The 21,205-nt window shown below is 59.8% G+C and carries 20 protein-coding genes and 1 pseudogene; 14 read left to right on the top strand and 7 right to left on the bottom strand.

What is annotated here, in order from left to right; all coding sequences use genetic code 11:
• Positions 1-134: 134 nt before the first annotated feature.
• Positions 135-755 (bottom strand): Crp/Fnr family transcriptional regulator, encoded by a 621-nt coding sequence (locus tag NE547_RS04455; protein WP_256174887.1) that lies wholly within the window; start codon positions 753-755, stop codon positions 135-137.
• A gap of 97 nt (positions 756-852) precedes the next feature.
• On the opposite strand from NE547_RS04455, the gene leuC reads away from it, so the two are divergent.
• From leuC to NE547_RS04495, 8 genes are all read left to right on the top strand, one after another.
• A complete protein-coding gene (gene leuC, locus NE547_RS04460) occupies positions 853-2,112 on the top strand; it encodes a 3-isopropylmalate dehydratase large subunit (RefSeq protein WP_186906457.1) in 1,260 nt (419 codons plus the stop codon).
• Positions 2,113-2,275: 163 nt separating this feature from the next.
• The gene (locus NE547_RS04465) at positions 2,276-2,761 is read left to right on the top strand and encodes a 3-isopropylmalate dehydratase small subunit (RefSeq protein ID WP_186906458.1); all 486 of its coding nucleotides are present in this window, start codon (positions 2,276-2,278) and stop codon (positions 2,759-2,761) included.
• A complete protein-coding gene (gene leuB / locus NE547_RS04470) occupies positions 2,761-3,837 on the top strand; it encodes a 3-isopropylmalate dehydrogenase (RefSeq protein ID WP_186906459.1) in 1,077 nt (358 codons plus the stop codon). Before NE547_RS04465 ends, leuB begins: the two co-directional genes overlap by 1 nt.
• Before the next feature lie 234 nt (positions 3,838-4,071).
• A complete protein-coding gene (locus NE547_RS04475) occupies positions 4,072-4,860 on the top strand; it encodes a type III pantothenate kinase (protein ID WP_256174888.1) in 789 nt (262 codons plus the stop codon).
• Positions 4,861-4,949: 89 nt separating this feature from the next.
• Positions 4,950-5,534 carry an ECF transporter S component gene (locus tag NE547_RS04480; RefSeq protein WP_256174889.1) on the top strand — a complete coding sequence of 195 codons (585 nt, stop codon included), beginning with the start codon at positions 4,950-4,952 and terminating at the stop codon, positions 5,532-5,534.
• Between the two features lie 170 nt (positions 5,535-5,704).
• Positions 5,705-6,898 (top strand): pyridoxal phosphate-dependent aminotransferase, encoded by a 1,194-nt coding sequence (locus NE547_RS04485; RefSeq protein WP_243204646.1) that lies wholly within the window; start codon positions 5,705-5,707, stop codon positions 6,896-6,898.
• Positions 6,899-7,104: 206 nt separating this feature from the next.
• Positions 7,105-8,538, top strand: a complete 1,434-nt coding sequence (purB, locus tag NE547_RS04490) for an adenylosuccinate lyase (RefSeq protein WP_186906462.1) — start codon at positions 7,105-7,107, stop codon at positions 8,536-8,538.
• A gap of 39 nt (positions 8,539-8,577) precedes the next feature.
• Complete coding sequence (locus NE547_RS04495; protein ID WP_186906463.1) at positions 8,578-9,558, top strand: ATP-dependent 6-phosphofructokinase; 981 nt, start codon at positions 8,578-8,580, stop codon at positions 9,556-9,558.
• A 57-nt stretch (positions 9,559-9,615) separates the two neighbouring features.
• Here the strand turns inward: NE547_RS04495 and NE547_RS04500 are convergent, their stop codons facing one another.
• Positions 9,616-10,851 (bottom strand): diphosphate--fructose-6-phosphate 1-phosphotransferase, encoded by a 1,236-nt coding sequence (locus tag NE547_RS04500; RefSeq protein WP_256174890.1) that lies wholly within the window; start codon positions 10,849-10,851, stop codon positions 9,616-9,618.
• A 137-nt stretch (positions 10,852-10,988) separates the two neighbouring features.
• Between NE547_RS04500 and fba the strand changes: the two genes are divergently transcribed.
• The 3 genes and pseudogenes from fba to NE547_RS04515 form a co-directional block, all read left to right on the top strand.
• Positions 10,989-11,924 (top strand): class II fructose-1,6-bisphosphate aldolase, encoded by a 936-nt coding sequence (gene fba, locus NE547_RS04505; protein ID WP_186906465.1) that lies wholly within the window; start codon positions 10,989-10,991, stop codon positions 11,922-11,924.
• Positions 11,925-11,985: 61 nt separating this feature from the next.
• A complete protein-coding gene (locus NE547_RS04510; protein ID WP_256174891.1) occupies positions 11,986-12,528 on the top strand; it encodes a hypothetical protein in 543 nt (180 codons plus the stop codon).
• Positions 12,529-12,560: 32 nt separating this feature from the next.
• A pseudogene (locus NE547_RS04515) lies at positions 12,561-13,055 on the top strand (amidase domain-containing protein); the annotation flags it as partial.
• A gap of 125 nt (positions 13,056-13,180) precedes the next feature.
• Here NE547_RS04515 and NE547_RS04520 read toward each other — a convergent pair.
• The 3 genes from NE547_RS04520 to NE547_RS04530 all read right to left on the bottom strand — a co-directional run bounded on the left by NE547_RS04520 (position 13,181) and on the right by NE547_RS04530 (position 16,590).
• A complete protein-coding gene (locus tag NE547_RS04520; RefSeq protein ID WP_186906468.1) occupies positions 13,181-14,209 on the bottom strand; it encodes a tyrosine recombinase XerC in 1,029 nt (342 codons plus the stop codon).
• A 272-nt stretch (positions 14,210-14,481) separates the two neighbouring features.
• Positions 14,482-15,849, bottom strand: coding sequence for a DNA repair protein RadA (gene radA, locus NE547_RS04525; protein WP_186906469.1), 1,368 nt, complete (start codon positions 15,847-15,849; stop codon positions 14,482-14,484).
• 6 nt (positions 15,850-15,855) lie between these two features.
• Positions 15,856-16,590, bottom strand: a complete 735-nt coding sequence (locus NE547_RS04530; protein ID WP_256174892.1) for an N-acetylmuramoyl-L-alanine amidase — start codon at positions 16,588-16,590, stop codon at positions 15,856-15,858.
• A gap of 170 nt (positions 16,591-16,760) precedes the next feature.
• On the opposite strand from NE547_RS04530, the gene NE547_RS04535 reads away from it, so the two are divergent.
• The 3 genes from NE547_RS04535 to NE547_RS04545 all read left to right on the top strand — a co-directional run bounded on the left by NE547_RS04535 (position 16,761) and on the right by NE547_RS04545 (position 18,464).
• Positions 16,761-17,225 carry a YhcH/YjgK/YiaL family protein gene (locus NE547_RS04535; RefSeq protein ID WP_243204647.1) on the top strand — a complete coding sequence of 155 codons (465 nt, stop codon included), beginning with the start codon at positions 16,761-16,763 and terminating at the stop codon, positions 17,223-17,225.
• A 178-nt stretch (positions 17,226-17,403) separates the two neighbouring features.
• A complete protein-coding gene (locus NE547_RS04540) occupies positions 17,404-17,868 on the top strand; it encodes a spore coat protein CotJB (RefSeq protein WP_256174893.1) in 465 nt (154 codons plus the stop codon).
• Positions 17,868-18,464 carry a manganese catalase family protein gene (locus NE547_RS04545; RefSeq protein ID WP_186906472.1) on the top strand — a complete coding sequence of 199 codons (597 nt, stop codon included), beginning with the start codon at positions 17,868-17,870 and terminating at the stop codon, positions 18,462-18,464. Before NE547_RS04540 ends, NE547_RS04545 begins: the two co-directional genes overlap by 1 nt.
• Before the next feature lie 54 nt (positions 18,465-18,518).
• Here the strand turns inward: NE547_RS04545 and ligA are convergent, their stop codons facing one another.
• Both ligA and NE547_RS04555 read right to left on the bottom strand, forming a co-directional pair.
• Positions 18,519-20,501, bottom strand: coding sequence for an NAD-dependent DNA ligase LigA (gene ligA, locus NE547_RS04550; RefSeq protein ID WP_186906473.1), 1,983 nt, complete (start codon positions 20,499-20,501; stop codon positions 18,519-18,521).
• Positions 20,443-21,204: a VanZ family protein gene (locus tag NE547_RS04555; protein ID WP_256174894.1), complete on the bottom strand. Its 762-nt coding sequence runs from the start codon at positions 21,202-21,204 to the stop codon at positions 20,443-20,445. The genes ligA and NE547_RS04555 overlap by 59 nt, the downstream gene beginning before the upstream one ends.
• Between the last annotated feature and the right edge of the window lies 1 nt (position 21,205).

A 21,205-nucleotide genomic window follows, 5' to 3' on the forward strand; every position in this document is an offset into this window, starting at 1 on the left:
CTTTAACAGGGAGCCTTTTTCTTTTCTACTTTTCTCCTCGCTATAAGCTACTTTTTTACCCCCGGCTTAGCCGGGGGTTGCCTGCGGTACTACCAAAGCGACCGCGCGGCAGGCGTACGCCTGCCACGCGGTCGTTATGTTTCACCGGAGAGCAGCTCGGTCAGAGCGCCTGGATCCCGAATCTTGATGCTTTTATATCCGGTCTCGATCCAGCCCTGACGGTCAAATTCACCCAGGACCCGGCTCACCGTGACCCGGCTTACCCCGACGGTGGAACCGATATCTTCATGGGTGCAGTGGAGCAGACCCTGCGGGTCGGGGGAGAGGGAGAGCAGGTGCCGGGCGATGCGCCGGTCGGCCTGGAGAAAGGCGCCGTCCACGTGGACGGAGAGCAGGCGTATGGTACGGGCCAGATATTCCAGCATGGAGACGGCCAGATCCGGATGCAGGGCAAAGACCGTCTCCAGCCGGGAGCGGTCCACGGCCACCAGCTCACACCGCGTGACGGCTACGGCGGAAGAGACCCTGGGCTGGCGGTCGAAGAAGGCGGCCTCCCCGATCAGGTCGCCGGCGTGGTGGAGCGTAAGGGTACGCTCGTCCCCCTCCGGAGAGCTGATAAAGCACTTCACGGTGCCGGAGCGGATATAGTAGAACTGGAGCGCCTGGGTATCCTGGAGATAGATCAGGCGGCCGGGCGGATAGGACTGGGGCTGCTGCTGTTCCGCCAGGGGGGCCCATATGTCTCTGGAAGTCATGCCGTTCACCTCTTTTTTTGATTGTAACACGTTTTACATTCTTTCAGCAAGCCCCATGTTATGCTGTGGAGGAAAATCATAAAGGAGGCGCCCAAAGATGGGAATGACAATGACCCAAAAGATCCTGGCCCGCCATGCCGGGCTGGATCACGTGGTGCCCGGCCAGCTGGTGGAAGGCAAGCTGGATCTGGTGCTGGGCAATGATATCACCACCCCTGTGGCTATCTCAGAATTCAATAAGGCGGGTCTGACCCGGGTGTTCGACCGGGAAAAGATCGCTCTGGTGCTGGATCATTACACCCCCTGTAAGGACATCAAGGCGGCTCAGCTCTGCGCACAGGTACGGGAATTTGCACAGAAGTATGAGATCACCCATTTTTATGATGTGGGCTGCATGGGGGTGGAGCACGCCCTTCTGCCGGAAAAAGGACTGACCGCCCCCGGAGAGTGCATGATCGGCGCGGACTCCCATACCTGCACCTATGGCGCGGTCGGAATGTTCTCCACCGGTGTAGGGTCTACCGATATGGCGGCCGGCATGGCGACCGGCCTTGCCTGGTTCCGCATCCCCGCCGCCGTCAAAGTCACCCTGAAGGGGAAGCTGCAGCCCTGCGTGTCCGGCAAGGACGTGATCCTCCATCTGATCGGGACCATCGGTGTGGACGGCGCGCTGTACAAGTCCTTGGAGTTTGCGGGGGAGGGAGTGGGCTCCCTGTCCATGGACGACCGGTTCACCATCGCCAACATGGCCATCGAAGCGGGCGCCAAGAACGGCATCTTTCCGGTGGACGGCAGGACCCGCGCCTATCTGGAGGGCCGCGTGACCCGCCCCTGGCAGGCCGTGGAGGCCGACCCGGATGCGGAGTATGAGCGGGAAGTGGTCATCGACCTGGACCAGCTCCAGCCCACCGTAGCGCTGCCCCACCTGCCCTCCAATACCCGCACCGTGGACCAGGTCGCGGGCACCCACATCGATCAGGTGGTCATCGGCTCCTGCACCAACGGCCGCCTGGAGGACCTGCGCCAGGCGGCGGCGGTACTCAAAGGCCGCCGGGTGGCCAAGGGCGTGCGCTGCATCGTCATCCCAGCCACCCAGCAGATCACTCTGGACGCCATGGCCGAGGGGCTGATCCAGACCTTTATCCAGGCCGGCTGCGCCGTGTCTACGCCTACCTGCGGCCCCTGCCTGGGCGGCCATATGGGCGTGCTCTCCGACGGGGAGCGGGCCATCTCCACCACAAACCGCAATTTCGTGGGCCGCATGGGTCCCGTCACCTCGGAGATCATTCTGGCCAATCCCGCGGTGGCCGCCGCATCCGCCGTGGCGGGCTGCGTGGCCGACCCCAGGACGCTGTAAACGGCGCCGCTTCCGTTTCCCCTTGGGGCGGGTCAGCCTGTCCCTGCGGCAGGCGCTTGCGGTCCAGGCCGCTTGCTGCGCTCCGCTTGCGCGTCCCGTCTGCGACGGGTCCAAAATGACCGGGCGGGAACGTTCCCCGCCGCGTTAAGAAAGGATCGTTACCATGAAGGTTTACAAATATGGCGATAACGTGGATACCGACGTGATCATCCCCGCCCGGTATCTGAACGCTCCCGACGAGAAGTCTCTGGCCTGCCATTGTATGGAGGATATCGACGCGGGTTTTGCTTCCACCGTAGAGAAAGGCGATATCGTGGTGGCTGGGGCCAACTTTGGCTGCGGCTCCTCCCGGGAGCATGCGCCCCTGGCCCTCAAGGCCTGCGGCGTCAAGTGCGTCATCGCCCCGTCGTTTGCCCGTATTTTCTACCGCAATGCCATCAACATCGGTTTTCCCATCCTGGAGTGCGCCCAGGCGTCCCGGGAGATCCGGGCGGGGGACCAGGTGAGCGTGGACTTCGCCACCGGGCGCATCACCGACGAGACCACCGGAAAGACCTATCAGGCCGCGCCCTTCCCGGAATTCGTCGGCAATATCATTGAAAGCGGCGGCCTGCTCAAATCGCTCAAGGACCGGGGGGTGGCACGGTAATGAACTACAGGATCGCACTGATCCGCGGCGACGGCATCGGCCCCGAAGTGGTGGGGGAGGCCGTCAAGGTACTGGAGCGCGTGGGGAAAACGTTTGGACACACTTATGAATTCGTGGACGTACTGCTGGGCGGCTGCGCCACCGATGCGGTGGGGAAGAGCTACCCCGACGGCACGGCGGAGAAATGCAGGGCCTGCGACGCGGTGCTGCTGGGCGCCGTGGGCGGCCCCAGGTGGGGCGCGGACAAGCCCGCAGAGCAGCGGCCCGAGACCGCCCTTCTGGCGATCCGGAAGGATTTGGGGCTGTATGCCAACCTGCGCCCCGCCACGCTGCGTCCCGCCATGATTGACGCATGCCCCCTGAAAACCGAGACCGCCCAAAGGGGCATCGACCTGATGATGGTGCGGGAACTCACCGGCGGCATCTACTTCGGCCGGCGGGAGAAGTATGAGACGGACGATCGGGGCGTGGAGTGTGCCGACCGGATGGCTTACTCCGAGCATGAGATCGAGCGTATCGGACGCCGCGCCTTTGAGCTTTCCCGCTTGCGCCGCAGGAAGGTCACCAGCGTGGACAAGGCCAACGTCCTGGAGACCAGCCGCCTGTGGCGCAGCGTCATGCACCGGCTGGCCCAGGAGTATCCCGACGTAGCCTACGAGGATTTTCTGGTGGATAACTGTGCCATGCAGCTGGTCCGGGACCCCGGCCAGTTCGATGTTTTGGTCACCGAGAACATGTTCGGCGACATTTTGTCCGACGAGGCCAGCATGGTCACCGGCTCCATCGGACTGCTTCCTTCCGCGTCCATCGGGGACAGGGCGCCCGGCCTGTATGAGCCCATCCACGGCTCTGCTCCCGATATCGCCGGCCAGGACAAGGCAAACCCCATCGCCACGATTCTGTCGGCGGCCATGATGTTCCGTTACTCCTTCCAGCGGGCCGCTGAGGCCGACGCCATTGAAGCGGCGGTGGACGCAGTCCTGGCGGAGGGCTGGCGTACCGCCGACATCGCGGAGCCTGGCGTAACGCCCGTCGGCACCCGTAAAATGGGCGAGCTGATCTGCCAGAAGTTGTAAAGGCAGTACTGCAAAACAAGCGCAAGCCTGCCGGAAAGGCCGTGCCCCGCGGACAAAATTGCCGCGCGGGGCGCGGCTTTCTTGACGTGCCGCCGTCTTTCTGCTAGAATGATGCCTGACGGACCGGCCGGGAAGGGCGGATTCCGTGCGGCAGCGCCGCGCACCCAGCGGTTTTGCCTTACGTGCACTCAAAAAGCGCTGGAACAACGAAACGATAGGGGAGGGGGAGCGTCCGTGATCCTGGCGGTAGATGTAGGCAACTCCAATACCACGGTCGGCCTGTTCGACGCCGCGGGCAGGCTGTCCTTCCTCTCCGCGTTGGAGACGGACAAGGACAAAACGAAAGACCGCTGCGCCATCGACCTGCTGGGGGTATTCGGCCTTTATGGGGCGGAGATCGGCTCGGTGGACGGCGCGATCCTCTCCAGCGTGGTCCCCTCCCTGACGGCCACGATGACGGCTGCCGTGGGACGCTTGATTGGATGCAGCCCCATGGTCGTGGGACCCGGCATCAAGACCGGTCTGAACATTAAGGCGGAGATCCACAACCAGCTGGGCAGCGATATCGTGGCTTCCTCCGTGGCGGCCATCCATAAGTATCCCAGCCCTTCTGTGGTCATCGATATGGGCACGGCCACCTCCATGTCTCTGCTGAAGGGCAGCGTATATGAGGGGTGCATTCTTATGCCGGGCCTGCGCTTGGCGCTGGAAGCCCTCTCAGAGCGGGCGGCGGCCCTCCCGCCCATCTCCATGGAGACGGCCGCGCCGGTGCCCTTGCTGGGCCGCACCACCGAGGATGCCATGCGTTCCGGCGTGCTTTACGGCCATGCCAGCATGGTGGACGGCATGATCGGGCGTATGGAGGAAGTGGCCGGACAGCCGGTCACGGTGGTGGCTACCGGCGGAAACGCCGCCAAGGTACTGAAATACTGCACACACAATATCATTTACGATGCGAACCTGGTCATGGACGGGCTTTATCTGCTGTATCAAAAAAATGCGGAGAAGCACCGGAGGGCGTGACCCATAAAACGGTACTCAACGGCGTAAGCCGTGAGTAAATATTTGCGCTGCATCTCGGAAAGAGAGCGGCAGCAGGAGGTAATTTTCCTATGAAAGCAAGCGCAAAGACCCAGCGTCTGACAGGACTGGCCCTGATGACGGGCACTATCATTGTCCTGCAGATAGTAGCATCCTTCATCAAGTTCGGACCCTTTACCATTACGCTGGCCCTGGCTCCCATTATCATCGGCGCGGCGCTGTACGGCGCGGGCGCGGGCGCCTATCTGGGCAGCGTGTTCGGCGTCGTGGTGTTCATCGCCTGTGTGGCCGGCTGGGACATGGGCGGCAATATTCTGTTTACCGCCCGGCCTTTGGTTACATTGATCCTCTGCGTCGTCAAGGGCGCGCTGGCCGGGCTGGCCGCGGGGGCGGTCTACCGTGCGCTGGCACAGCGCAGCCCCATGGCCGGTTCCATCCTTGCGGGCATTATGTGTCCGGTGGTGAACACCGGCATCTTCTGCCTGGGACTGGCCGGGTTCTACTATGACACGCTGGTGGCATGGGCAGGCGGGACTGCGCTGGTCTACTATGTCATCACCGTTCTGGTGGGGTTGAACTTCCTTCTGGAGATGGCGATCAATCTGGTGCTCAGCTCCGTCATCGTACGGGTCGTCAAGGCCAGAACGGCAGCCTGAACCGCATCTGCGGGGGACATCCATTGGCAGATTGCCATGGATGTCCCCCTTTTTGCATTATAGACATCATCAACATTCACATTTTGCGGAAAATCAGAAATAAGGACTTGCAATTTTGCAAGTTGGCGCATATAATATGTCATGATTTTGAGTTCAAGGGAGAGATTTCATTGAAAGAGTTGTCCAGGATCGCAGAGGCCGTACAGGCCTCCACCACGATGGCCATCGACGCCATGTTTAAACAGATGAAAGCCGATGGGATCGACGTGATCGGCTTCGGCGCGGGCGAGCCTGATTTTGACACCCCGGACGAGATCAAAGCGGCGGGGATCGCCGCGATTGAAAGCAATTTGACCCGTTATACGCCGGCCGCAGGCACTGTGGAGCTGCGTCAGGCGGTGTGCGACCGCATGAAGATCGACTGTGGGCTGGAGTATGTGCCCAGCCAGGTGGTGGTGAGCAGCGGCGCGAAACATATCGTATATCTGGCCCTGCGGGTGCTGGTCAACCCCGGGGACGAGGTGATTCTGCCCGCGCCCTTCTGGGTGAGCTACTATGAGCTGATCCGCATGGCGGGCGGCGTACCCGTTGTGGTCACCGCTACGGAGGCGGAGGATTTCAAGCTCTCCGCCGAAAAGCTGGCGGCGGCCATTACCCCCAGGACCAAAGCGCTCATCCTCAACAATCCCTCCAACCCCACCGGCATGATGTACGGCAGGGAGGAGCTGGAGGCCATCGCCAAGGTCTGTGTGGAGAACGAGCTTTATGTGATCTCCGATGAGATCTACTACGGTCTGGTCTATGACGGCAAGTCCTTCACCAGCTTCGCCGCACTGAGCCCCGAGGCCAAGGAACAGACGATTCTCGTCAACGGCGTATCCAAGTCCTATGCCATGACCGGCTGGCGCATCGGCTACGCCTGTGCCAACGCCAGGATCGCCAAGGTCATGGCCAATTACGTCAGCCACTCCACCGGCTCTCCGGTGACCATGTCCCAAAAGGCATCGGTACAGGCGCTGACCGGCCCGCAGGAGAAGATCGAACGGATGCGCCGGGCGTTCGAGGAGCGGCGCGATTACATCGTTCAGCGTATGAACGCCATACCGGGGGTCAGCTGTATCAAACCGGAGGGCGCCTTCTATGTGATGATGAACCTGGAACAGCTGATCGGCAGGACCATCCATGGCGTGGAGATCACCAACGACGACGTGTTTGCCGACGTATTCCTGAAATACGGCCTGGTCGCGGTGGTACCGGGCTCCGGCTTTGGTGCGCCCAACTTTGTCCGCTGGTCCTACGCCACCTCTATGGGCAACATCAAAGAGGGACTGGACCGTCTGGAAAAGTTCCTGGCGGGGGAGTAGAGAAATACAGTCTGAACGGCGGGGGCTTGCTCCCGCCGTTCAGACTGCCGGGAAAGCGCCGCCGAGCTCTGCCGCCCGCTCCGCGCCAAGCACCGCCGCAAGGCGGCTTGGTACTTTTTCGGGCGCCGCTGCGGCGGGGGCTTGCCCCCGCCGTGTTCCTGTGGTATGATGTTCCCGTTAAAAAACAAGAAAAAAGAGGTCTTTGCATGAACGATCGCTATGAAAGCCCCCTGTCTTCCCGCTACGCCAGCGACGAGATGCAGTTCATCTTCTCTCCGGACAAAAAGTTCTCCACCTGGCGCCGCCTGTGGGTGGCCCTGGCCCGGGCCGAGATGGAGCTGGGTCTGCCGGTGACGCAGGAGCAGATCGACGAGATGGAGGCGCATCTCACCGACATCGACTACGACAAGGCCGCCGCGTACGAAAAAAAACTCCGCCACGACGTCATGGCGCATGTCCACACCTTTGGCGAGGTGTGCCCCAAGGCGATGCCCATCATCCATCTGGGCGCCACCAGCTGTTACGTGGGGGATAACACCGACGTGATCCTGATGCGGGAGGCTCTGCTGCTGATCCGGGAAAAGCTGGTGCGGGTGCTGAAGCACTTGGCCGACTTTGCCGGGCGCTATCAGGCGCTGCCGACCTTGGGTTTTACCCACTTCCAGCCCGCCCAGCTGGTTACCGTGGGCAAGCGGGCCACGCTGTGGATGAACGAGCTGTTGATGGATCTGGACGAAGTCAGCTACCGGATCGACAGCCTGAAGCTGTTGGGAAGCAAGGGCACCACCGGTACCCAGGCCAGCTTTCTGGAGCTCTTTGAAGGAGACCATGAGAAATGCAAGGAGCTGGATCGGAAGATCGCCGCCGAGATGGGCTTTGCCGCCACGGCGTCCGTGTCCGGCCAGACCTATTCCCGGAAGGTGGACGCGGCGGTGCTGGCCACCCTGTCCGGGATCGCGCAGTCGGCCAGCAAATTTGCCACGGACCTGCGTCTGCTCTGCCACCTGAAGGAGGTGGAAGAGCCTTTTGAAGCCAGTCAGATCGGCTCCTCCGCCATGCCCTACAAGCGCAATCCCATGCGCTGTGAGCGCATCTGCGCGCTGGGACGCTATGTGATGTGCGACGCGATGAACCCGGCCGTCACGGCCGCCTCCCAGTGGTTTGAGCGTACGCTGGACGATTCCGCCAACAAGCGCATCTCGGTACCGGAGGCGTTCCTGGCGGTAGACGCCATCCTGAATATCTATGCCAACGTGGCCTCCGGACTGGTGGTGCATGAGCAGGTGATCCGGCGCCACGTGCTGGAGGAGCTGCCCTTCATGGCCAGCGAGAATATCATGATGGACGCGGTGAAACGGGGCGGAAACCGCCAGGAGCTCCACGAGCGCATCCGGGTTCTGTCTCAGCAGGCCGGGGCCAACGTGAAGGACCGGGGCGAGGCCAACAATCTGATCGATCTGATCGCCGCGGATCCGCTGTTCGGAATGAGCCGGGAAGAGCTGACCGCTCACCTGGAGCCCGAGCGCTACATCGGCCGCTGTCCTCAGCAGGTGGAGGATTTCCTGCGGGAGGACGTACAGCCGGTGCTGGAACGATATGCCGACGCCCTGAATGGGAAGGAGACCGAACTGAAGGTTTGAGCCGGTTCGGCCCCAGATGATTGATAGGAGGTAGTTTTCATGGATCAGCCTGTACGCCGGATCGGCGTTTTCACCAGCGGCGGAGACGCCCCGGGTATGAACGCCGCCATCCGCTCCGTGGTGCGCACCTGCCTGCACATGGGCATTGAGTGCATCGGCGTCCGCCGGGGCTATCACGGCCTCATCAACGGTGACTTTGTGCCCCTGACCTTTGAAAGCGTCAGCGGCTTGTCCCGCCGGGGCGGAACGATGCTCTACTCTGCCCGCAGCGAGGACTTCAAGGCCAAGCTGGGCCAGGAGAAGGCGGCCGCCACCTGCAAACTGCTGGGTCTGGACGCGCTGGTGGGCATCGGCGGCGACGGTACCTTCCGCGGACTGCTCTGCCTGGCGCAGCAGGGGCTGAGCGTCATCGGCATCCCCGGCACCATCGACAACGACATCGCCTGCTCTACTTATACCATCGGCTACGATACCGCATGCAACACCGCCGTGGAGTGCATCGACAAGCTGCGGGATACCATGCAGTCTCACGAACGCTGTTCGGTGGTGGAGGTCATGGGGCACCATGCCGGCCACCTGGCCCTGAACGTGGGCGTAGCCTGCGGCGCTACCGCCGTATTGGTGCCCGAACGCACCCCCGACTATGAGCAGGATGTGATCGAACCCATCCGCCGGGCCCGTTTGGGCGGGCGTACCCATTTCATGGTCATCGTGGCGGAAGGCGTGGACAGCGCCTATAACGTGGCGCAGAAGATCAAGGACGCCACCTCTTTGGATACCAGGGTCACCGTGCTGGGGCATGTGCAGCGGGGCGGGGCGCCCACCTCCCGCGACCGGACCGCCGCCACCTATATGGGTTATGAGGCAGTCCGCCTTCTGGCGGAGGGAAAGACCTGCCGGGTGGTCGCCATGCAGGGCGACGCCTATGTCGATTATGATATCACCGAAGCCCTTGCGATGCAGAAGGGGCTGGATGAGCAGACGTATACCGTCATGCGCGCCCTGACCGGCGTGCAGTAACAGAACTGGTCCGGCAAGGCAGGCGCCTTGCCGGACCAGTTCTCCAGTCTATGCGGTTTAGTGGGCCAGCACCTTCTTGAGCTTGGCGAAGCGGGGAAGGGAGTTGTTTCTGGGGGCGTCGGGCTCGCCCTGGATCAGGGGGAGCACGTAGTCGATAAAGGGCTGTTCCACGCCGTTGCCCACTGCATTGATCCATTCACGGGGGACCTTTTTCTCTGCATTGGCTACGATCTCCAGCGGTTCCAGGCTGGTCTGGCACGTATAGCCGCCTTCGCGGGTGCACCGGAACGCCACCATCTTATCGGTGATGCCGGATACGGCGGCCTCCACGGCTGCCTTGCCCGCAAGGAAAGCCTCGTCGATGTCGGTCTTGGAGGCAGTGTGGGAGCCGCAGCGCTGGAGCAGGGAGAGTTCGATGCCGCGGACCTTGGCCCCGGTCTCCAGCTTTACCGCGTCAGCCAGCATGGCGGCCAGGCCGCCCAGCTGCGCATGTCCAAAACCGTCGGTAGCAGAGGTCTTGGCCTCGGAAATAAACGTGCCGTCGGCACGGTGGATGCCCTCGGACACAGCCACCATGCACTTGCCGGTCTTGTCATACACCCGGTGCACATCGTCCAGGAAGTCGGTCAGATCAAAATCGGTCTCGGGCAGATAGATCAGATCGGGGCCATACCCCGCCCAGGTGGCCAGGGCGGCGGAACCGGCCAGCCAGCCGGCGTGCCGGCCCATGATCTCGATGATGGTCACCATGCCGGTATCATACACGTGGGCGTCCCGGTGGACCTCCATACAGGTGGTGGCGATAAACTTGGCGGCGGAACCAAAGCCGGGGCAGTGGTCGGTGCCGTTGAGATCGTTGTCAATGGTCTTGGGCACGCCCATGATACGGCATTCATAGCCGGCCTTCTGCATATATTTAGAGATCTTATTGCAGGTGTCCATGGAGTCGTTGCCGCCGTTGTAGAAGAAGTAGCGCACATCATATTTGCGGAAAATCTCCAGGATCCGTTTGTAGTCGGTGTCGTCCTTGTCGGGGTCCGCCAGCTTATAGCGGCATGAGCCGAGGGCAGAGGAGGGGGTGTACTTCAGAAGCTCCAGCTCGGCGGCGTCCTCCTGGTCCATATCATACAGCCGATCGTCCAGCACACCTTTGATGCCGTGGGCGGCCCCCAGCACGCGGGTGATGCATTCCGTGTCCAGCGCGGTTCGGATGACGCCCAGCGCACTGGCGTTAATCACCGCGGTAGGACCGCCGGACTGGCCGATAATGCAAGCGCCTCTCAATTCACTCATGGATACTATGCCTCCTGTTAACTCGAGAATTTTTGTCTTTAATGCAAGATTTGCGTGAATATCATACCATGTCCTATTGCAATTATCAATGATAACTGATAAAATTATGAAGCAAACTAAAAAGGAGATGAGCTTCTATGCCATTGGTTACCACTAAGGAAATGTTTAAGAAGGCATATGACGGCGGTTATGCGATCGGTGCTTTCAACGTGAACAACATGGAGATCGTACAGGGCATCACCGAGGCCGCTAAGGAAGTCAACGCCCCCCTGATCCTCCAGGTGTCCAAGGGCGCCCGCGCTTATGCCAACCACACCTACCTGATGAAGCTGGTAGAGGCCGCCATCCTCGAGACCGGCCTGCCGATCTGCCTGCATTTGGATCACGGCGATTCCTACGAGCTGTGCAAGTCCTGCATCGACGGCGGCTTTACCTCCGTTATGATCGACGCCAGCTCCAAGCCCTTCGCCGAGAATATCGAGATCACCAAGCAGGTCGTCGCCTACGCGCACGACCATGGCGTGGTGGTGGAGGCCGAACTGGGCACCCTGGCCGGGGTGGAGGACGAGGTAAAAGTCTCCGCCGAGGATTCCTCCTACACCCACCCCGACGAGGTGGAGGAGTTCGTGACCAAGACCGGCTGTGATTCCCTGGCTATCGCCATCGGTACCAGCCACGGCGCGTACAAGTTTAAGCCCGGCACCAAGCCCCAGCTGCGTTTTGACATTCTGGAGGAGGTCTCCAAGCGTCTTCCGGGGTTCCCGATTGTGCTTCACGGTTCCTCCAGCGTGCCCCAGGAATATGTGCAGATGATCAACGAGAACGGCGGCAATATGCCGGGCGCGATCGGCGTGCCGGAGGATCAGCTCCGTCATGCGGCTTCTCTGTCGGTGTGCAAGATCAACATCGACTCCGACCTGCGCCTGGCCATGACCGGCACCATCCGCAAGTTCTTTGCCGAGCATCCCGACAAGTTTGACCCCCGGGAGTACCTGAAACCCGCCCGAGCCAATATCAAGGAACTGGTCAAGCACAAGCTCATCGACGTGCTGGGCTGCGACGGCAAGGCGTAACGATCGCCAAAGAAAAGGAGAGGGGAGACCCCTCTCCTTTTTGGAAGGAGGGCGGCTGGCAATGACACTGGCGGAATACCTGGATGCCATGGGGATTCTTGCATGCAATCGAAATCCTTACCTGCCGTCGCTGGATGACTTTGGATTCGCTTGGGGCGAGATGACTGCGCTCATCGACCGGAAAGCCCTCTTTTTGAGTAAATTCTTCCGACACAGGACCGTGTATTTGGCGCCTCGGGTCTACTTCCTGTTGCGGCAATGCCGCCCACGCAGACCCATGCCGCCGGATGCCGCCAGTCTTTACGGAATTTTAGAGAACAGCCCGCCCCTGGAGACCGGTGAATGGAAGCAATTGTCCCTGCTGGACCATACGCGGTATCAAAAAGCGTTCCAGTTTCTTCTGGAACAACGGTACGCAACGGCGCTTGCAAACGGGTCGGTCCTCAATCCAAACTGGTCGACACTGAAATACGGCACAGCGGAGGCTTGGGAGGCGTGTTCAGTGTCTCCGCCGCCCTCCCGAGATCCGGAGGAAGAGTTGCGGGCTATCCTGGGCCGTACGCTGCCGGAGGGGGAGGTAGCAAGGCTGCCCCGGGGCGCATAGGATGCCACAGCATCAGGAAAGGACTGACCGCTGTGACCCGTGTGATCCCCTATAACCGGCAGGCTGCTGTGGCGTATGCCCACAAATGGGCTTACAGCCGCAATCCGGCCTTTTATGACTATGAAGAGATTGGGGGAGACTGTACCAATTTTGCCTCCCAGTGTCTCTATGCAGGGACCGGCGTGATGAACTTTACACCGGTTTTCGGCTGGTATTACATTGACGCCAATAACAAGGCGCCCGCATGGACGGGAGTAGAATACTTTTACCGTTTTTTGACCCGCCAGGAGCAGTCTCCCGGCCCGTTCGGCAGTTCCACGACGTTGGAGCAGATGGAGCCGGGCGACTTTGTTCAGTTCCGCTTTCAGAAGGAAGTGTTCAGCCATACGCCTATCATCGTGGAGATCGGCCAGCCCGCTACGCTGGAAAATACGCTTGTCGCCGCTCACTCTTATGACGCGGATTGGCGGCCGCTGAGTACTTACTTTTTTGAAGAGATCCGCTTTCTTCACGTGCTGGGCGCCTATCCGCCCGAGGGGGCGGCGGGTCCGGAAGAAGGGGAGAAGTCCAAACCGCCGGTCCTCCCGCAAAATCAAATGCCGCCCCGTCCGCCAGGCCCTTCCTGAGGTCTGGCGGCGGGGCGGTCTCTGCTTTATTCATCTGTGGGATCGCTTTTCGGCGCTTTTCGCTGCGGTCTGAGGCTCCCAAGCGGATTGGCCCGGGCCGCGATGCGCAGATCGTCATTATCCACGTGGGTATAGATCTGCGTCGTATTTAAATGCTCGTGCCCCAACACCTCCTGAAGCGTACGCACGTCCACACCGTTTTGGAGCATCAGGGTCGCCGCTGTATGGCGCAGCTTGTGACTGGAATAGAGGGAGGCGTCCAGTCCGGCCTTTTTCAGACGCTGCTTGACCATATAATGGACCGCGTCCGTGGTCATTCGGGTATGCTTCCGCGTCAAAAACAATGCGTTTTTGTCCGCAGCCGCCAAGCGGCTGCGCTCGTCCCGCCACGCATCGATGGCCTGACGGCAGGCGTCGTTGAGGAAGATGATCCGCTCTTTGTTTCCCTTGCCGAGTACCCGCAGCTGATCATCTCGAACATCTGTTAGATTCAATCCAACTAACTCCGAAATACGCAGGCCACAGTTTAAAAACAGGGTCAGAATGCAGTAATCACGGACTCGATTCGGCTCGTCCACAGATTCCAGAAGCCGAATGCTTTCCTCCAGATCCAGATACCGGGGCAATGCTTTCTTTTGACGCGGAGCATCCAGATCCTGCATGGGATTTTCGCTGATTAATTTCGCCTTGTTGGTGAGATACTTATAGAAAGAACGGATGGTAGCGATTTTTCTGGCCCGCGCGGCGGGCGTCAGCCCATAGGCGGTATTGGGACTGTTGGCGTGTTTGGCGCGGTCCCGGCTGAGATAGCTCATATAGGCGTACACGTCCGTAAGCGTTACCGCGCGGACCAGTGCAAGGTCAACGTCGTCAATGGGAATGTCATCGAGTTCCGCAGTGCGCGGAGCCCGGCCTTTTTCCAGTTTGATGAAACGAAAAAAGTTGCGCAGATCCAAATAGTATTCATCGACCGTTTTGCGGGAGTGACCCTGGATCGTCTCATGGTAAACCAGAAAATCCCGTAAAATGGCTGGAGCTTCCGAACGATAGTCCATAGAGCGGGCCGGCTCAATTCTCCTCCCTCCAACTCAACAAAATTTTTATTTTGTTGAGTTGGAACAAAGCCTGAGCAGACCCGATCCCCCCCTTCGTTTGGGTATTCTAATGAGGAATGGATGGATTCCGTTGAGCCTGATCGCCTGTACCAGCAATTGTGTCTACCAGCAGGACGGTTACTGTTCCCTGGAACGGGCCGCATCCTGTGGCCTGCCCAGCGTGGAAACACCCTGTGTCAACTTTGTGCCGCGGCATAGGCCGCAGGATGCGCCTACAAAAGCGCAGCCAAAGCCTCCCGGATATTATGGACCTTGATCAGCTGCAGTCCCTCCGGGATCTCCAGACGCGCCCCCAGGCGGAACGGTACCAGGCACTTGGTAAAACCCAGGCGCCGCACTTCGCTCAGACGTTGCCCCAGTGCGTTTACAGAGCGCAGCTCCCCGGTCAATCCGACTTCGCCCACAGCGGCCAGGTCGCCGGGTACGGGCTTGTCCCGAAAGCTGGAGGCCAATGCCATGATCGTGGCCAAATCGGCGGCAGGCTCATCCAGATACAGTCCGCCGATCACATTGATGTAGGCGTCGCAGACGCTTACCCGCAGCCCGCCCCGCTTCTCCAGCACAGCCAGCAGAAGATTGGCCCGATTATAGTCAAAACCGTTTGAAGTCCTGCGGGGGACGTTGGCGCTGGCGGGCGCCAACAGAGCCTGCACCTCGGCCAGGACAGGACGAACGCCCTCCATCACGCAGGTCACACAGGTGCCCGGTGCGTCCTGGGGGCGCCCGGACAGGAGCATTTCCGACGGATTGGGAACTTCGGTCAATCCGCTGTCTCCCATATCGAACACGCCGATCTCATTGGTCGCACCGAAACGGTTTTTGGCGGCACGCAGGATGCGGTACGAGTTTTGCTGCTCCCCCTCAAAGTAGAGTACGCAGTCCACCATATGTTCCAGAACCTTCGGTCCTGCGATGGAGCCCTCCTTATTCACATGGCCGATGACGAAAACGGTGATCCCCTGCCCTTTTGCGATTTGCATCAGGGCCATGGTACAATCCTTTACCTGACCCACGCTGCCGGGTGCAGCCGTCAGATCGCCGTTGTAGAGGGTCTGGATGGAGTCTACGATGAGTACGTCCGGCCTGCGCTCGTTGACGGCTTCGATCACGTCCTCCAGATTGGTCTCTGCCAGCAGATACAGCCCCGCTCCCCTCACGTGGAGCCGCTCGGCCCGCAGCTTGATCTGCCGCTCCGACTCCTCGCCGGATACATACAAAACGGTGGCAAAGCGGCACAGATGATCACAGATCTGAAGCATTAGGGTCGATTTCCCGATTCCGGGCGCGCCGCCCACGAGGACCAGGGACCCTTTTACCGCGCCTCCGCCCAGCACCCGGTCCAGCTCGTTCATGCCGGTCTCAAACCGCAGTTCCGAGGTGGAGCTCACCTCCGCGATGAGCTTCGGACGGTTGATGCCGCGAGGGGTACCGGAAGGGGCGGCCGATACGGGGGCTTTTTTTCTGAGTTCGGCCGGCTGTTCCACCAGGGTGTTCCAGGCCTTACAGGCGGGACACTGCCCCGCCCATTTTGGAGTTTCGTTGCCGCACTCGGTACAGTAAAAAACAGTCTTTGCCTTCATACGAGGCTATGCCTCCTCATTGGTGGTCGGTACGGGCTCCAACTCCTGGAACTGGAGCCAGGCCGCAGCCAGGGTGGATGCCAGTTTGGTCTGATAACCTGCCGTCTGGAGCAGCAGATCCTCCTCTGGATTCGAAAGAAAGCCGCACTCCACCAGGATGGCCCGGCATGTGATGTGATTCATCAGATATACCGTGTCCGGAATTGGCTTGGGCGCCCTGGCGTTTCCTGGGTCCAGCGTCTGCCGAAGCAGGTCCTGCGTCAGCTGCGCCAGAGGAAGACTCAACTCCGGATTGGCATAAAAGACCTGGGCTCCGTGATAGCGCGCCCCTTGAAAGGTATTCTGGTGAATGCTGATCAGCGTGGCGTTTTCCGCCGCTTCGATGACGGCCACCCGGTTATGCAGGTCGGAAACCTTTTTTTCCCGGAGCGTCTGGGCGGAACTGTCATGCAAGGACACGTCCTCGCTCCGCAAAAGTACCGGCGCTACGCCGTACAGGCCCAAAATCTGATCCAGTTTCAGAGCAATGGAAAGATTGATGCCGCTCTCCGGCACACCGGACAGAGATACCGCTCCGCCGTCCTCCCCGCCGTGACCGGCATCGATCACCACGGTCTGGCCTGGGCAGCGTACGGCAGAGAACACGCTGCGTTGTTCCAGCCCGGGCTGGAACAACAGATAATAGCAGGTTGCCGACGCCAATGCGCCAAGCAGGGCCCAGCTCAGGAGCTTCCGTTTCATGTAGTACATCCCCCCTCTCGCAGTTTACGGGAGAAGGAAGCGCATTATACCAGAAACGCAAAGCGTTTTGTTATGTGTCCATTATACCACAGGATACGGCATTTTTACAGATTCTTATTGTTTTTTTCAAAGGACTGGAGTAGGATAACATCAACAGAAGGAAAAAGGAGATGATTTCATTGGTGATCGACAAGATCGAAAACGCACCGCTCTACTATGGCCTGGGTGAGCGCTTCCGCAAGGCCCTGGAGTGGCTGGCCGCGGTGGATCCGTCCACGCTGTCCCCCGGTGAAAAGGTACCGATCGACGGAGAGAATGTATACGGACTTCTCTTTCAGGTGGACACGCTTGCGCCGGAAGACTGCAAACTGGAGGGGCATCAGAATTACGCCGACATCCAGTGTCTGGTCAGCGGCCTGGAGGCGGCAGGCTATGCCTTGACGGATACTCCGCTGGAACCGCTGGGCGAATATGACGCCAAATCGGATGTACAGTTTTTTACTGGGGATTGGGATACGCTTACGATCCGGCCCGGCACATTTTATATCGTCTGGCCGCAGGATCTCCATGCTCCGCGTATGGCCTGCGGCCGTGTGGGACCGGTAACGCGCCTGGTGGCAAAAGTAAAATTATAAGGCGTTAATAGGATTACTTTCTTGTTTTTTACGGCAAACGGAGCCAACCGCCCGCATCTGCCCCCACTCGGGGCAATGCGGGCGGTTTCGCTTTTCCATGACCGGCATAGAATGGAACGAAGGGGTACGGGCAGGAGTGCCTCTCCCCTTCTACTTCCTATGCAAGGAGGAAATGCATTTGTATCCCGAAAATGGCAGTCAGGCACCAGGCGCCTGTGCGGATCACTGCGGCACGCTTCCGGAGTGCGCCCCCCTGGCAGTGCCTTATGTGCCCTTTCAGCAGACCGGTTCCAAGCGCTATACACAGCAGGAGGCGCTGAACAACGGAACCTTGTTTCCCGGGCTGAACCTTCCGTTCCATCTGAAGGCAGATGCCCGCAATGTGGTCAACAGCCCCTTGGCGGAGCTTCAGGCACTAGAATTCGTGCTGGTAGAGCTGGGGCTCTACCTGGATACGCATTCCGGCGATGCGGAGGCCTTTGAGCTTTATAAACAGTACGCCGCGCTTGAAAAAGAAGCGCGCGAGAAATATGAGGCTGCCAACGGCCCGCTCTTCCAGCGCTCCACCGCCAACAGCAAGACCTGGAACGCATGGCTCAGCGACCCATGGCCCTGGAATTATCAGGAAGGAGCGGAGCGCTGATGTTTGTATACGAGAAGAAGCTGCAATATCCCATCCGCATCAAAAATACTAATCCACAGCTGGCCTCGTTTATTATCAGCCAATATGGCGGACCAGATGGAGAATTGGGAGCTTCCCTGCGCTACCTCTCCCAGCGCTATGCCATGCCTTATCCGGAACTCAAGGCCGTACTGACCGACATTGGCGTAGAGGAACTGGGGCATCTGGAGATGATCGGAACCCTGGTACACCAGTTGACCCGGAAGCTTTCCCCGGACGACCCCCGAATGGGAAATTTCGCGCCATACTTTACCGACCACGGTGTCGGTGTGTACCCAGTCGCAGCCTCGGGAAGCCCCTGGAGCGCCGACTACATCGGCGTCAAGGGTGACGTAATCTGCGACCTGACCGAGGATATGGCAGCAGAACAAAAAGCGAGGGTTACCTACGATAATATTCTGCGCCAGTCAGACGACCCGGATGTGAGCGATGTCATACGCTTTCTGCGGGAACGTGAGGTGGTCCACTTCCAGCGCTTCGGCGAGGCAGTTCGCCTGGCCAAGGAAAAAATGGACCAGAAAAATGTCTACTTCACCAATCCCATTCTGGACAAATAGCAGTCAAACAGGGGTGCGGGACTTTGCCCCGCACCCCTGCCGGTCCGATCAAACTTACTCTTTCGCGATCAGCGCCAAAAATTCGCCCTCGGTGAGCACCGGGACGCCAAGCTCCCGGGCCTTGCGCAGCTTGGAGCCTGCCGCTTCACCCGCCACCACGTAAGACGTCTTTTTGGATACGGAACCGGATACTTTGCCGCCCAATGCTTCAATTTTTGCGCCCGCTTCATCGCGGGTAAACTGCGCCAGCGAGCCGGTAAGCACGAACGTCTTCCCTACCAGCTGATCGCCTGCAGGCGCTTCTTTGCTCTGCAGATTTACGCCGGCCGCACGCAGCGTTTCGATCAGATGGCTGCTCTGCGGGCTCCGGAACCATTCGATCAGGCTCCGCGCCGTAATCGCACCGATATCAGGAACAGCGGTCAGTTCCTCCTCTGCAGCCGACATCAGGGCATCCAAACTGCCAAACCGGGCGGCAAGCACCTTGGCGGCCTTCTGTCCCACCTGGCGGATCCCAAAGGCAAATAAAAGTTTGGAAAGATCGTTCCCCTTCGAGGTTTCAATGGCGGAAATCAGGTTTTCCGCAGACTTCTTCCCCATGTGCTCCAGCTTTGCCACCGACTCCACATCCAGATGATACAAGTCGCCCGGTCCCGTGACCAGACCGGCACTTACCAGCGCCTCCACCACCGCCGGTCCCATGCCCTCGATATCCATGGCGTCACGGGATGCAAAGTGGGTCAGATGCCGCAGCCGCTGGGCAGGGCATTCCGCGCCGGTACAGCGGATATGGGCTCCATCCTCGTCCCGAACCACCGGGGCGCCGCAGACCGGGCAGTGGTCGGGCAGTCGATAGGGAGTACTGTCTGCCGGCCGGAGCTCCTTTTGGACAGAGACGATCTCCGGAATGATCTCCCCTGCTTTCTGGATCAGTACGGTATCTCCGATGCGGATATCCTTTTCCGAAATAAAATCCTGATTGTGGAGCGTAGCATTGGTAACGGTGGTTCCGGCCAAGCGCACCGGCTCCACTACCGCCTTGGGTGTGAGTACGCCTGTGCGGCCCACCTGAACCACAATGTCCATCACCTTGGAGCACTTTTGCTCCGGAGGATACTTGAATGCGGCCGCCCAGCGGGGAAATTTTGCAGTGCTGCCCAGCACGTTCCGCTCTGAAAGGCTGTTTACCTTTACAACCGCGCCGTCGATATCAAAGCTGTAAGCGTCACGGCCTTCCCCCATTTCCCGTATCCGCTCCGCGGCTTCCGCAATAGTCTTACAGGTGTAATGCGGAATCACTTTAAAGCGCTGTTGTCCCAAGTATTCCAACGTTTCTGTATGGGTCTGAAATTCTCTTCCAGACGCCGCCTGAATATTAAATACCCGGATATCCAGGCGGCGCGCGGCCGCCACCTTTGGATCCAATTGCCGCAGAGAGCCCGCCGCCGCATTTCTGGGATTGGCAAAAAGCTTCTCGCCTTTCAGCTCCTGTTCTTCGTTGAGCCGTTCGAAACTTCGTTTGGGCATAAAGACCTCGCCCCGGACGATCAGGCTGGGCAGGGCCTCCGGAAGACGCAGCGGGATGGAGGGGATGGTCTTGAGGTTTTCCGTCACATCCTCCCCGATCCGGCCGTCTCCACGGGTGGCGCCCCGGACAAAGATGCCGTTTTCATACTCCAGGGCCACGGAAAGGCCGTCCACTTTGGGCTCTACGTCGTACTCCACGTCCGCATCCAGGGCGTCGCGCACCCGCTGATCAAATTCCTTCAGCTCTTCTGCAGAGAAGACGTCCTGAAGGCTCTCTAAGGGCACCCGATGGATGACCTCCCGAAAGCCGTCGGCCACCTTCCCCCCTACCCGCTGGGTAGGGGAATCCGGGACGATCAGCTCCGGGTGCGCATGCTCCAGCTCCTCCAGACGGCGGAGTTTATGGTCAAAGTCATAATCGGACATGCTGGGATTGTCCAGCACGTAATATTCATAGTTGGCCTGCTCCAGTTCCCGGCGCAGGCTTTGGATCTCCTGTTTCTCGTCCATGGCGGACCTCCACTTGGAATGTTCGGGTGAATTGGGGGGCGAGGCGTGCTGACAGCAGGTAAAAAAGCCAGCCCAGGAATGCTCCTGCAGTATTTAAAATGACATCGTCAACGTCTGTGGCGCGCCCGACAAAGAGCTGGAGAAACTCGATGGAGCCGGAAGCAAAAAGTCCCGCCAGTATCGATCGCCGGCAACTGCCCTGCCGCCAGAGCAGCGCCGGAAAAAAAACCACCGGCAGAAAAATCAGGGTATTGGCCAGGACCATATAAGCGCTCCACGCCCCGAGCGTCTTTCCGAGCAAAAAAGAGGGGATCCAATTGATCCGCCGGACCGCCGCCAGAAACTCCACCCGAGGGAAAAGGACAGCCAGACGCTTCTCCCCTTCCGGAGACAGCCCAAGGCGCAGAAACGTCTCCCAAAAGCCGGAGGGAAACAGCGTCAGAGCGGCAAGACCCGCACAGAAAGCCGCAAACAGCAGCAGCGTCGCCTCACGCCGGGGGCTGCTGGTCAGCTCCAGCCGCACCAATCGCTTTTTCCGCCAAGGACGCACCGCAAAAAAGACCGCCGCGGCGAGCAGGATGCCGGGCAGCATCTGCCGGATATAATCCCAGGTGACGGCTGCATACCAAAGAATCCGCCCCATAAAAGCACCTTCTTGCATTGATATTGTTATTATGGTAATCAATATCAGTGACAAATGCAAG

It is taken from the genome of Flavonifractor sp. DFI.6.63 (genome assembly GCF_024462255.1).
In the GTDB taxonomy this organism is placed as follows: domain Bacteria; phylum Bacillota; class Clostridia; order Oscillospirales; family Oscillospiraceae; genus Lawsonibacter_A; species Lawsonibacter_A hominis.